We start from the raw sequence: 13,287 nt of genomic DNA, 5'->3' as shown, positions 1-13,287 counted from the left end.
ATTTGTAAGCTGCGTGTAGGGAGTCGAGGTTATAGCACGCAGGGGCGAAAGCACGGTGCCAGAATACTAGGGGTTTTTCATCATCTTGTTGTGAGTATTCGCCATGCCGCGCCCCATTCTAGCCACCATTCATACCGCTGCCTTGCAACATAACCTGGCACGCGCGCGTCAAGCGGCGCAAGACGCCAAGCTGTGGTGTGTGGTGAAAGCAAACGCTTACGGGCATGGTATCGAGCAGGTGTTTGACGGCATGCGCGCCGCCGACGGCTTTGCGCTGCTGGAGCCGTCTGAGGCCCAGCGCATCCGCGATCTGGGCTGGCGCGGCCCTATCTTGTTGCTGGAAGGCGTCTTTGATGCGCGCGACCTGGAGCTGTGCTCGCGCCTGAACCTTTGGCACACGGTGCACTGCGACCAGCAGATCGACTGGCTGGCAGCCCACAAGACCCAGCAACCGCACCGCGTGTTCCTGAAGATGAACTCCGGCATGAACCGCCTGGGCTTCACCGCCGAGCGCTACCGCTCGGCCTGGGCGCGGCTCAATGCGCTGCCCCAGGTGGACGAGATCTCCTTCATCACCCATTTCAGCGATGCCGATACGGCCAAGGGCATTGGCGCGGCACTGGCGCTGTTCAACCAGACCACCTTGGACCTGCCAGGCGAGCGCAGCATCTGCAACAGCGCCGCGATGCTGCGCAACCCCCATATGTCCGCCAGCGAGCGCGGCGACTGGGTACGCGGCGGCATCCTGCTCTATGGCAGCGCGCCCGATTACCCACTGCAAACCGCAGACGACTGGGGCCTGCAGCCCACGATGACCTTGTCGGCCAAGGTCATCGGCGTGCAGGAGCTGCAGCCCGGCGACACCGTTGGCTACGGCTCGGCCTTTACTGCCGACAAGCCCATGCGCATCGGCGTCGTCGCCTGCGGCTATGCCGACGGCTACCCCCGCCACTGCGGCAACGGCACCCCCGTGCTGGTCGACGGCCAGCGCTCGCGCCTGATCGGCCGCGTCAGCATGGACATGGTCACCGTCGACCTAACCGACAACCCCCAAGCCGGCTGGGGCAGCGAGGTCACTCTCTGGGGCCGCGCCGCCAATGGCACGGTGCTCTCCATCGACGAAGTGGCCCAGGCCGCTGGCACCGTAGGCTACGAGCTGATGTGCGCGGTGGCGCCTCGCGTGCCAGTGGTGGTGGATGGGCACTGAGCTGCCTTAAATATAGGCAGATCTTCCAAGGGCTGGGATGGGAGGGCGTTGCGCCATCGCTTCTGAAGGTTTCAGCCAGCCCCGCAGGCTTTAAAGAAATGCCTGCCTTTGCAGCCTGAGCGCGTCGCGGTCAATGCTGGCTGCGAGCTGTTCCATATCCACCGGGCTGACGCCCTGCGTCTGAAAATGCACAGCCCATTGATCGACGACCGCAGCCACCTGCTTAACCAGCGCCAGGGCGCGTGGCCTTTTGAGGCCGTATTCATTGATCTGGCTGAGGGCGTTCTCCAGACTGGATTCGGCCCCCATGGTCCCCACACTGAGGGCTTGGTAGCCCAGGTTCTGCAGGCTCGGCACCACGTCATAGGCGGGGCTGAGGTCGTAGTAGTTATCAGCCAGGTTGAGGCTGAGACTGTGGTTGCGCTCATGGTCGTCGGTGTTGTCCATGAGGATGTTGAAGACTAGGCGCTTGAACAACTCCTCGCGCATGGCGGCTTGTCGCTCGGGATGGCCCAGGCGCAGCAGGATGCTTGCCAGGGCGCTGTAGCCCATCTCCAGCCCCGCAGCGCGCAAGGCCGTGTGAGCCGATTGGCAGTGCACGCGGAAAGGGCCGACGCGGTCAAAACGTTCGACGGTGAGTGCGTGTCGTGCTTTGCCATAGCGCGGTGGCAGAGGCAGTACCGCCGTATTGGCGGTGTACATGCCGGCCTGTGTGGCCAGCCTCATCGTCGCGTGTTCAATCAGCGGCGTGTCCACGGCATCATCCAACTCGCTGAACTTGATGACGCAAGGGCCGTTGTCGGTCTGCAGCAAGGCTTTGGGCCGGGCGCCACCCAAGGTGACGCCGGGCTGGATCAGGCGCTGTATCTCAGGGGTGATGGGGGCCTGGGTCTGCACATCTTCCACAGCGGCAGCGAGTTGCGCCAAGTCCTTCAGCTGTGGATACGGTCCGATGTAGCGCGGCAGGTAATGTTCGGCCGAGGTGGAGATGCCCAGCGCGCCAAAGCGGTCATCACCGGCAAAGAGCAGCATCTCCAGAATCGATAAGCGTGCAGGCCGGTCGATGTGGCGGATGATGCGCTCGCCCCAGCGGTCAGGCCGGGCATCGTCAATGGCGCCGGGCGCCGTGTGCTTTTCGTCATTGCTGAAGAGCTGGCCTTGTACCAAAGGCAGGTCCTGGCTGAGCGCAAAGTTCCACCAATCTGGCGCATAGCTGAACGTGGCGCAATCCGCCACCAACTGCGAAAGACTGACCGTGCCCGCCAAGGTAGGCGCCGCCGGGTTGACCATGGCCCAAACATAGAGCTGGTCTTGCGGCACATAGGTGCGTGCAGAGACGGAGGGGAAGGCGGGGGTGGTCATGGTTTCTGGGGAGGCTTCTTGGCCATGAGCGCGGCAAGTCCCGGGGCTGCACTTGTCCATTCCTGGCGTGCCTCGTTCAACAGGCCAGGAATGATGGAGGCCAGGTCGGATTCCTGGCTGGGGTACACGGCACTATCCGCGTTGGTCTTTGGCGGCACAGGACTGTTTGGCTGGGGCGCTTTGGGTTTGCGTTGAGCTTTTGCCTTGGCGACCTCCCGCTCCAGCGCCGTATGGTCGTTCTGCGGCGCAATCAGCTCGGCCAAATCGCCCTTGGGATTGATCAGCCACATGCACATCACATAGGAGGCCATTGCCACCGACGGATCACCCCGCTCGATCCGCGCCATCGTGGGCTGCGAAATGCCCAGGCGCTTGGCCCATTGCGCCTGCGACTCTCCCCGGCGCTTACGGGCGATCGCAATGTTCTGCGCCAGCTTTTCGATCTGCTGCAGAACGGCTTGCGGGTAGTCAGAGGGCGGTGTGTTTTGGCGAGGCATTCATAGATATTAGTCTTTTACGAGAAAAAAGCAAATCTATGAATTAGTTCGACTTCTACATGCATGGAATACGGCCAATTTCTGCTTGCTAGATGTTTAAAGCAACATAGATATCATCATTTACGCATATTTCATTCATCTATAAATAATTCGGTGGGGCTACATCATGCCTCACTGCTTTTCCTCCAGAGAGCCGCATGATCTCGGGTGGCACATCCAGCAAGCTGTTCTCTAGGAAGTAGCCAGTGGGCTGCCCAAAAAATAGGCAGTCTTTAACTCACGGGTTTACCCTGATGTCTGCAGGGTTTGTGCAGGCCGTGTGCAATTAGCGTACAGTTTTGTACGTTTAATGCTTTTGCCTCCTTACCATGACCTCCAAAGAACGCCAACCCCGCAGCGATGCGCTGGCCCATCGCAGCCAGTTGCTCGATGCGGCTCTGCATGTGTTTACCGAGCAGGGGGTGACGGTGGCTTTGGATGTGGTGGCAGAGCGGGCGGGGGTGAGCCGCACGACGCTGTACCGCAATTTTGCGGACCGTTCCGAGCTGCTGCGGGCCTTGCTGATCCATATCCTGGAGCGGCTGGCCGCCAAGGCCCAGGCCTTGAGCGAGACGGGCGATGCCGATGCGCTGTTCGAGTTTCTGCGCCTGTGGGCACATGACTCGGTGCTGACCGTGCCGCTGACCGATTACTGGCGTTCGCTGCCGCTCGATGACCCCTTGGTCGTCGATCTGCGCGCGCGCCTGTTGGCACTGGTGACGCCCTTGTTGCTGCAAGCCAAGGCGGCAGGGCGCTGCCGGGAGGACCTGCAGGGCGCCGATTTGCTGCTGATCGTGGGCATGTTCAGCGCGGCGCGGCGGGGCCGCACACCGGCCGAGCGCCTGCAGCTGAGTGACCGCGCCTGGCAGCTGATCACCGAGGGCCTGCGCGTGGATGCGAGGGAGGCGGTATGAACGCACCCGCCTTTCGCTACGTCGAGCAACCCCCGGATTGGGAGACGCATGAGCGTCCCGTGCTGCCGGGCTCGCCCGCGCGGCTGCAGCACACGCTGCCCCGGCGCATTGCCTACATCATGGTGGGCCTGTTTGTCGGTCTGGTCGGCGGTCTGGGTAATGGCCTGGTCACGGCCAATCTGACCTCGATCCAGGGCCAGCTGGGCCTGACGGCGGTTGAAGCAGCCTGGCTGCCTGCGGCCTATGTGATGGTCAATGTGACGGCCAACCTGCTGGTCTTCAAAAGCCGCCAGCAGCTGGGCCTGCGGGTGTTTGCCGAATGGGGCCTGGGCATCTATGCGCTGCTGGCGCTGCTGCACGTGTTTGTCGAGGGCTACACCATGTCCATCGTGGTGCGAGCGGTCGCCGGTTTTGCCGGAGCCACCACCACCTCGCTGGCCGTCATGTATGTGATGCAGGGCTTTCCGGCCTCCAAGGTGCCCTCGGCCTTCATCCTGGGCATGAACATGTCCTCGATCGCCGTGCCACTGGCCTGGGTGCTTTCGCCCTCGCTGGTCAACGTCAACCCCTGGCCCCATCTGTATGCGTTCGAGGCAGGCCTGGCGCTGATGGCCTTTGCCGCCGTGGTAGTGCTCAAGCTGCCACGGGGCCTGCAGATCCATGTGTTCGAGCCGCTGGACTTTGTGACCTTTCTGCTGGTCGCGCCTGCGGTGGGCCTGCTGTGTGCGGTGCTGGCCCAGGGCGTCAATGCCTGGTGGTTCAATGCCCCCTGGCTGGCCTATGCGCTGATCGCCTCGGTGGTGCTGTTTGCGCTGGCGGCACTGCTGGAATACAGCCGCCGCACGCCGCTGATCCAGCTGCGCTGGCTGATGCACCCCACGACGCTGACCTTCATGGCGGGCGCCATCATGATGCGTTTCATGATCTCGGAGCAGAACTACGGCGTGGTGGGCCTGCTGCGCGCGATGGGCGTGGTGCCCGAGCAGCTGCAGGCGCTGTATGGCGTGATCTTTGTCGGCATGCTGCTGGGCGTGATCGTCGGGGCGGCCACCTTTAGCCCCCAGGCCATCCTGCCGCAAATTCTGACCTCGATCCTGCTGATCGGCGTGGGCGGATGGCTGGACCTGCACTCCACCAGCCTGAGCCGCCCGCATGACTTCTTCTTCAGCCAGTTCCTGATCGCGTTCTCGGCGGCGCTGTTCATGGGACCGGTGATGATGATCGGCATCCAGCGCGCGCTGGGCAAGGGGCTGGACCACATGGTCACCTTTGTCGTGCTGTTCTCGGTGACCCAAAGCCTGGGCGGCCTGCTCGGCCCGGCGCTGCTGGGCAGTATCCAGCAGCAGCGCGCCCAGCTCTATACGCAGGCGATTGCGGCCGAGATGCCGGTGACCAACCCGCTGGTCGCGCAGCGCCTGGCCCAGCAATCGCAGTCCCTGGGCCGCACGATCACCGACCCGGTGCAGCGCGGCGCCCAAAGCCAGGCCCAGCTGGTGCAGGTGATCCGGCGTGAAGCGGCGGTACGCGCTTTCAACGATGTGTTCCGCGTGATTGGCGCGATGGCGCTGGCCTTCCTGGCCTGGGCGTTCTACCGCGTGCTGCGCCAGCGCACCCTGGCCTGGCTGGCGCGGCGCCGAGGCGAGCTGCCGGCCCCCGTCTGATCCCACCCCTTTTCGATCCTTATCTACAAAGCAACAACAATGTCTGATACTGAAAAACCCACCCCCAACGCTGCCCCCGCTGCCACAGCGGAGCCGGCAGCCCCCCAAGCCACGCCAGCGCCTGCGGCGCCCGTGCCCGCCGCTGCGCCTGCGGCATCGCCAACGGCCAAGCTGATCCGGCCCAGCCGCCGCGCGGTGCTGACCATGGCGGTCGTTGCCTTGGCCGGCGTGCTGCTGGTGCTCTGGGCCTGGAAGCTGCCGCCCTTTGCCTCCGACATGATGCGCACCGACAACGCCTATGTGCGCGGCCAGATCACCGTGCTGGCGCCCCAGGTCAGCGGCTACGTGACCGAGGTGAATGTGCAGGACTATGCGCACGTCAAGCGCGGCGATGTGCTGCTGCGCATCGACGACCGCATCTATGCCGAAAAAGTGGCCCAGGCCCAGGCGCAGCTGGACAATGCCCGCGCGCAGCTGGCCAACTCGGACCAGACCCAGGCGCAAAACCGCGCCAACCTGGGCGCACGCCAGGCCAGCCTGTCGGCGGTGGATGCCGAAGCCCGCCGTGCGGCTGCCGATCTGCAGCGGGTCGAGGACCTGGCCGCACGCGGCTCGGTGTCGCTGCGCGAGCGTGACCAGTCGCGCGCCACCAGCCAGCTGGCCAAGGCCAATGTGCAAAAGGCGCAGGCCGATATCCGCATTGGCGAGCAAAGCATCAAATCCACCCAGGTGGCACGGGCCAGCCTGGAAGCCCAGGTGAAGGCCGCCGAAGCCCAGCTGGGCCTGGCCAAGATCGACCTGGACAACACGGTGGTGCGTGCGCCGCGCGATGGCCAGATCAGCGAAGCCTCGGTGCGCCTGGGCCAGTATGTGGCCTCGGGCACGCAGCTGCTGTTCCTGGTGCCCGAGCAGCTCTGGGTGGTAGCCAACTTCAAGGAAACCCAGATTGCCCACATGCAGCAGGGCCAGGCGGCCAGCTTCTATGTCGATGCGCTGGAAGGCGCCGAACTGAGAGGCCATATCGAGCAGATGGCACCGGCGACCGGCTCGGAGTTCAGCGTCATCAAGGCCGACAATGCTTCGGGCAACTTCATCAAGATCGTGCAGCGCCTGCCGATCCGCATTGCGATTGACCCGGACCAGCCGCTGGCCGCGCGACTGCGCCCGGGCATGTCGGTCGAAGTGCATGTGGACACGCGCGCCGCCAAGGCCGCCGCCCAAGGAGACCGGCCATGACCCGCAGCCCGCTAGTGCACGGTTCGGCCTGGACCACGTTGACCACCCTGGGCATGGCCCTGCTGCTGGCCGGTTGCGCACCGGCGCTGCGCCAGGCGCCTGCCGATGCCGCCGTGACCGTGCCCGGCGCCTGGGCGCAGACCGAGGCCGCTGCCACCAGCGGGCCGGAGGCAGCCGTGCCCGCCGCCTGGTGGCAGGCCTTTGGCGATGAGCAGCTCAACCACTATGTGCAGGCCGCGCTGGCGCGCAATGCCAACCTGCAGGTGGCCGGCACCCGCGTGGCAGCAGCCCGCGCCCAGCTCGCCGCTGCCAATGCCGCACTGCAACCCAACCTGTCACTGGGCGCGAATGTGGGTGCCACCCACACCTTGACGGCCTCGGGCATCACCACCAGCCGCTCTGTGCAGCCCCAGCTGCAGGCCAGCTGGGAGCCCGATCTGTGGGGCCGTCTGGGCGACCGCAGTAGCGCGGCCGATCTGCAGTACCGCGCCAGCCGGGCCGACCGGGATGCCGTGGCGCTGACGGTGGCGGCCACCACGGCCCAGGCCTATGTCGATCTGCTGGGCCGCGAGGCACAACTGGCCCAGACGCGCCAGACCTTGCAGACCCGCAGCACCGCGCTGCAGCTGGCCCGGGACCAGGAATCGGTGGGCTATATCTCGCGGCTGCAGGTGACGCAGGCACAGGCCGAGTACGAGGCAGTGCAGGGCCAGATCCCGCCGCTGGAGCTGGCCATTGCGCGCCAGTACAACGCGCTGCAACTGCTGGCCGGCGATGTGCCCGCCGTGCGCGATACCAAGGCGGCCGACGGCCAGGGCTTTGCCCGCCTGCAGATGCCGGTGGTGCCTGCGGCGCTGCCATCGGCCTTGCTGCGCCGCCGGCCTGACCTGGTGCAGGCCGAGCTGAACCTGGCCGCCAGCGATGCCAGCCTGCGCGCCAGCCGCGCCGCCTACCTGCCCCAGCTCAACCTCAGCGCCAGTGCAGGGCGGCTGTTTGTCAATGCGCTGCAGTACAACCCCATCAATGTCTGGAGCCTGGGCGCCAGCGTGCTGGCCCCGCTGTTCGATGGCGGCCGGCTTGATGCCCAGTACGACACGGCCACGGCCCAGCGTGACCAGGCCGCCTACGCCTACCGGGGCGCGGTGCTGTCGGCCTTGGGCGATGTGGAAAACGCGCTGGTTGGCGTGCAGCGCCTGGCCGAGCAGGAGCAGGCGGCCGAGCGCCGCCGCGCCGTGCTGGCCCAGACCCTGGGCTATGCCAAGGACCGCTACGAGGCGGGTTATGCCTCCTACCTGGAGCAGATAGACGCCCAGCGCAACCTGTTCCAGGCCGAGACCGAGCTGGTCAACCTGCGCCAGAGCCGGCTGGACAACCAGATTGCGCTGTACCGCGCGCTGGGCGGGGGCTGGTCGGCCGATGCCGTACTGCCGACCGCCGCAGCGCAAGCCGCTGCCGCAGATTAGGCCGGGCTTAAACACGGGCCAAAGCGTTGTGCCCAGCCCTCAGACAGGTCCTTGCGGGGGTGATCCCGGTTTAGCGGGCGCTGGTGCAGCCGCATAATGCGCGAATGCCCCGTTCTGGGGCGTTTTGTGCAGATAGGCGGTGCGCCTGCGCCTTCTGCAGCTGCCGGGTATTGCTGCCATGTCTGAGACTGTTGTTTTGCGGGGCCCCGAGCGCCCTGATTTGTTGCGCCACGAGGTGCTGGCCGATGTGTTCGAGGCCACCGCCTATGCCCACCCCGAGCAAGTCGCGCTGATTGCCGGCACGCGGCAGCTGACCTATGCCCAGCTCGATGCCGACGCCAGCCGCGCGGCACACCGGCTGATCGAAGCCGGCATTGGCCCGGGCGACATGGTGGGCCTGTGGCTACCACGCGGCATTGCGCTGCTCAGCCTGCAGCTGGCCATTGCCAAAACGGGCGCCGCCTGGCTGCCCTTTGACAGCGAAACACCCCCCGAGCGCATAGCCACCTGCCTGGAAGACGCCGGCGCCAAGGCGCTGCTGATGGCCGCCGCCACGCCCCAGCAAGGCCTGCGCGATGCCCAGGTGCTGTGCCCGCTGCTGACCGACATCGATCTGCTGGCCGAGCTGCCCGCCGGCACCGCAGCGCGCCGGCGCAGCAATGCCCAGCCCAGCGATCCGGCCTATGTGATCTACACCAGCGGCTCGACCGGCAAGCCCAAGGGCATCGCCATCAACCAGGGCAGCATCTGCCACTTTCTGCGCAGCGAGAATGCGCGCCTGGGTGTGCGCCTGGGCGACAAGGTCTACCAGGGCTTCTCGGTGGCCTTTGACATGTCTTTCGAGGAGATCTGGATCAGCTACCTGGTAGGCGCCACCTTGTGGATTGCGCCGCGCGAGATTGCCGGCGACCCCGAGGCCCTGCCGCAGGCCTTGCTGGACCAGCAGGTCACCGTGCTGCATGCCGTGCCCACCTTGCTGGCGCTGTTTGCCCAGGATGTGCCCAGCCTGCGCATCATCAACCTGGGTGGCGAGATGTGCCCCGAGGCGCTGGTTGACCGCTGGGCCCGCTCCAGCACCGGTGCGCCCCGCCAGCTGTTCAACACCTATGGGCCGACCGAGGCCACCGTATCGGCCAGCCTGGCCGAGCTGCAGGCGGGCGAGCCCGTCACCATCGGCACGCCGCTGCCCAACTACAGCATGGTGGTGGTGCAGGTGATCGAGGCGGACAGCTTTCCCGCAGGCACGGCGCCCCAGTTGGTGGGGCTGCCGGCCGGTGAGGTGGGCGAGTTGTGCATTACCGGCCCCGGTGTGGCCGCCGGCTACCTGGGCCGGCCGGAGCTGACGGCCGAGAAGTTCTTGGACAACCCCTGGCCGGCAGGGCCGCATGACACGCGCCTCTACCGCACCGGCGACCTGGCGCGCATCGATGAAAAAGGCCAGATGCAGTGCCTGGGCCGGGCCGATGACCAGGTGAAGATCCGTGGCTTCCGCGTGGAGTTGGGCGAGATCGAGGCCGTGCTGGCCCAGCAGCCTGGTGTGGGCACCACGGCGGTGCTGCTGCGCAAGGACGATGGCATCGACCAGCTGGTGGCCTTTTATGTGCCGCTGGATGCGCCCCCCAGCCATGCGGCACTGCGCAGCGCGCTGGCCGAGCGCCTGCCGCCCTATATGGTGCCGGCCCGGTTTGAAACGCTGGTGCTGATGCCACGCCTGACCTCGGGCAAGATCGACCGCAAGGCGCTGCGTGCCGCCGAGCTGAGCGCCGCCGTGGACAGCGGCGACTCTGATACCGCCGAGACCCCGGCCGAGGAACTGCTGTTTGCTGCGCTGGCCAAGATCTTCCCGGGCCAACCTATCCGGCGCTCGCTGGATTTCTTCAGCGACCTGGGCGGCCACTCGCTGTTTGCCGCGCGCCTGACCTCGATGCTGCGCGCCGATGCGCGCTTTGCGCAGGCCACCGTCAGCACGATCTACCAGCAGCGCCGCGTGGGCGCAATTGCCGAGGCCTTGCAAGCCAACATGCTGGCGGGCGATGAGCCAGCTGCTGCACCGCGCGCTTTCCGCGAGCATTCGGCACTGCGCCGCTGGCGCTGTGGCGCCGCGCAGGCGCTGGCCATCCCGTTTCTGGTGCTGGTCAAGATGGCGCAATGGCTGGCGCCGTTCTTCACCTACCACTTCTTCACCGGTGACGAAAACGACTCGGTGGCCGTGGCCATTGCGGTGTCGGTGCTGGCCTTTGCGCTGGCCACGGTGCTGGAGTTTGTCGTGGCCTGGGCTGGCAAGTGGCTCATTGCCGGCCGGCTCAAGCCGGGGCGCTATCCGCTCTGGGGGATGACCTATTACCGCTGGTGGCTGGCGGACCGGCTGATCGAGGCCGTGCCCGTGGGCATGATCACCGGCTCCTCGCTGTTCCCGCTGTGGCTGCGTGCGCTGGGCGCCAAGGTCGGCAAGGATGTGGTGCTGGGCTCGATGACGGTGCGCGCTCCCGATCTGCTGCGCATTGGCTCGGGTGCCAGTGTGGGCAATGTGGTGAGCCTGGAGAACGCCCGGGTCGAAGGCGGCTGGCTGCTGCTGGGCAAGATCGATATCGGCGCCGAGGCCTGCATTGGCTCCTATGTGGTGCTGGAGGGCAATACCCGCCTGGGCGACTGGGCCCATCTGGAGGGGCAGTCCAGCCTCAGCGATGGCCAGGCGCAGCCCGAGCGCAGCGTCTGGACGGGCTCGCCCGCCCAGCCGGTCTCGGACTTTGACACCAGCTGCATGCCCGAGCGCGTGCGCCCCAGCGCCGCCTGGCGCGTCTGGGAAATGCTGGTCTATGCGGTGGGCGGCCTGAGCATCGCCACCCTGTTCTTCATGCCCGTGTTCCCGGCGTTCTTGCTGATCGACTGGCTGGATGTGGACGCGATCTCGGTGCGGCCTTTGATCGAAGACGGCACCGTCGATGCGCTGGGTGCCTTTATCCTGCGCTTCTTCAAGTTCTTTGTGCTGGCACTGCCGGCCAGCCTGGTGCTGGTGGTCTGCACCATGCTGGTGGCGGCCCTGGTGCGCTACCTGTTCCTGCCCCGGCTGCAACCGGGCACCTGGTCGGTGCACAGCGGCCGCTACCTGGGCAAGTGGCTCACCAACCAGATCCAGGAAGGCAGCCTGGCCACCTTGCACGGCATCTATGCCACGGTGTTTTCAGCCAGCTGGTACCGCATGCTGGGCGCCAAGGTGGGCAAGCGCACCGAGCTGTCAACCGCGCTGGGCGTGGTGCCTGACATGCTGACCCTGGGCGATGAATGCTTTGTGGCCGATGCGGTGATGCTGGGCGATGAACGCATCGACGGCGGCTATATGACGGTGCAGCCCACCGTGGTGTCGCGCCGCAGCTTTATCGGCAATGGTGCCTATGTGCCCGATGGCTCGACCATCCCCGAGGGGGTGCTGATCGGTGTGATGTCGGCCGTGCCGCGCAATGCCGACATGCAGGCGGGCCAGACCTGGATTGGCTCGCCGGCCATCAACCTGCCCGCGCGTGAAGTGGTGCAGGGCTACCCCGACCATTTGACCTTTGCGCCGTCGCGCCGCCGCGTGCTGGGCCGGGGCCTGGTCGAGGCCTTCCGCATTGGCGCCCCCCATGCGCTGGTGATTGCCGCCGGTTATGCGATCGTGCTGGATGCCATGCCGCTGGCCGCTGCCGGCCGCTGGGGCGCGGTGGTGCTGGATCTGGCCATCGCCGGCATGGTGTTTGGTCTGGGGGCCTTCTGGGCGGTGGCGTTGTTCAAGTGGCTGCTGGTGGGCCGCTACCGCAAGAAGGCTGCGCCGATGTGGACGCCTTTTGTCTGGCTGTCCGAGGCGACCACCAGCATGTATGAAGGCATTGCGGTGCCCAACTTCTTGCGCTACCTGCGTGGCACGCCCTGGCTCAATCTGGCGATGAACCTGCTGGGCAGCAAGATTGCCAGCAGCGCCTACCTGGACACCACCGACATCACCGAGCACGACTGCGTGACCATTGGCGCGCACAGCGAGCTCAATGCGCTGTCCTGCCCGCAAACCCATTTGTTTGAAGACCGGGTGATGAAGGTGGACGACGTGGTCATTGGCGAGCGGGTGACGGTGGGCGCACGCTGCACCGTGCTCTACAGCGCCGAGGTGGGCGATGGCGTGCAGCTGGGCCCCATGACCCTGGTGATGAAGGGTGAGCGCCTGCCAGCCGGCACCCGCTGGCAGGGCGCACCGGCCGCGCCATGGCGGGCCTAGCCACCACACGCTTGAACTGTGCCACGCAGTCGCTGGCCTTGCCGCCAGCGCTGCAGGGCCGGGTGCAGGCCCAGGCGGTGACGATGGCTGCGCCGCCATCAGGCGTGCTGCCGCGCGAGAGCATGCGTGATGCGGTGTACCAGGCCATTTGCCAGGCGCTGGCGCCGCAGCTGGGCTGTGGGCTTGCACAACTGGCGGTGCAACGCCGCGCCGGCCAGGCCCCGCAGCTGCTGCGCAACGGGCAGGTGCTGCCGGGCTGGCAGCTGTCCATCAGCTATGCCGATGCGATGGCGGTCTGGGCTGGTACGCAAGAGGGCGCCGTCGGCATTGATGTGCAGGGCCCGCCTGGTGATGAAAACACGGATATCGACGCCGCCGGCTGGCCGGCGGTGGCAGCCCTGTACCTGGAGCCCGATGCCGCCGCTGCGCTGGTGGGCTTGCAGGGCATGGCGTGGCAGCGCGGTTTTGCCCGGCAATGGGCAAGGCTGGAAGCCCAGCTCAAATGCGCCGGGCTGGCATTGACCGAAGTTCATCATCGCCCACCTGGCTGGAATGCCGGCATGGTGCTGGCAGATCTACCAAGCGATTCAGGCGCCCTGGCGCTGGCCTGGCGGGCGTCGGCCTAGGCGGCATCTGGCTTTAGCGCCCCCGTTACACTGGCC

Annotated in this window: 9 protein-coding genes; 7 read left to right on the top strand and 2 right to left on the bottom strand. The window is 66.2% G+C overall.

Annotation, left to right across the window (positions count from 1 at the left end):
• The first annotated feature begins 103 nt into the window (after window positions 1–103).
• A complete protein-coding gene (gene alr / locus LPW39_RS08510) occupies window positions 104–1,207 on the top strand; it encodes an alanine racemase (protein ID WP_230773491.1) in 1,104 nt (367 codons plus the stop codon).
• Window positions 1,208–1,297: 90 nt separating this feature from the next.
• On the opposite strand, the gene LPW39_RS08505 is transcribed toward alr, so the two are convergent.
• Window positions 1,298–2,569 (bottom strand): type II toxin-antitoxin system HipA family toxin, encoded by a 1,272-nt coding sequence (locus LPW39_RS08505; RefSeq protein ID WP_230773487.1) that lies wholly within the window; start codon window positions 2,567–2,569, stop codon window positions 1,298–1,300.
• Window positions 2,566–3,066, bottom strand: coding sequence for a helix-turn-helix transcriptional regulator (locus LPW39_RS08500; protein ID WP_230773486.1), 501 nt, complete (start codon window positions 3,064–3,066; stop codon window positions 2,566–2,568). The genes LPW39_RS08505 and LPW39_RS08500 overlap by 4 nt, the downstream gene beginning before the upstream one ends.
• Window positions 3,067–3,434: 368 nt before the next feature.
• On the opposite strand from LPW39_RS08500, the gene LPW39_RS08495 reads away from it, so the two are divergent.
• The 6 genes from LPW39_RS08495 (at window position 3,435) to LPW39_RS08470 (ending at window position 13,251) form a co-directional block, all read left to right on the top strand.
• Window positions 3,435–4,019, top strand: a complete 585-nt coding sequence (locus tag LPW39_RS08495) for a TetR/AcrR family transcriptional regulator (protein WP_230773485.1) — start codon at window positions 3,435–3,437, stop codon at window positions 4,017–4,019.
• Window positions 4,016–5,680: an MFS transporter gene (locus tag LPW39_RS08490; protein ID WP_230773478.1), complete on the top strand. Its 1,665-nt coding sequence runs from the start codon at window positions 4,016–4,018 to the stop codon at window positions 5,678–5,680. The genes LPW39_RS08495 and LPW39_RS08490 overlap by 4 nt, the downstream gene beginning before the upstream one ends.
• 39 nt (window positions 5,681–5,719) lie before the next feature.
• Window positions 5,720–6,916: an HlyD family secretion protein gene (locus tag LPW39_RS08485; protein ID WP_230773476.1), complete on the top strand. Its 1,197-nt coding sequence runs from the start codon at window positions 5,720–5,722 to the stop codon at window positions 6,914–6,916.
• On the top strand, window positions 6,913–8,379 hold the full coding sequence (locus LPW39_RS08480) for an efflux transporter outer membrane subunit (RefSeq protein WP_230773474.1): 1,467 nt from the start codon (window positions 6,913–6,915) through the stop codon (window positions 8,377–8,379). Before LPW39_RS08485 ends, LPW39_RS08480 begins: the two co-directional genes overlap by 4 nt.
• Window positions 8,380–8,557: 178 nt before the next feature.
• Entirely contained in the window at window positions 8,558–12,625 is a 4,068-nt protein-coding gene (locus LPW39_RS08475) for a Pls/PosA family non-ribosomal peptide synthetase (protein WP_230773472.1), read from the top strand.
• Window positions 12,613–13,251, top strand: a complete 639-nt coding sequence (locus LPW39_RS08470) for a 4'-phosphopantetheinyl transferase family protein (RefSeq protein WP_230773470.1) — start codon at window positions 12,613–12,615, stop codon at window positions 13,249–13,251. Before LPW39_RS08475 ends, LPW39_RS08470 begins: the two co-directional genes overlap by 13 nt.
• Window positions 13,252–13,287: the final 36 nt, after the last annotated feature.

Source organism: Comamonas koreensis (assembly GCF_021026195.1).
GTDB lineage: Bacteria > Pseudomonadota > Gammaproteobacteria > Burkholderiales > Burkholderiaceae_C > Comamonas > Comamonas koreensis.
Note: the sequence above shows the minus strand (reverse complement) of the source record. Positions and strands in the feature narration are given on the sequence as shown.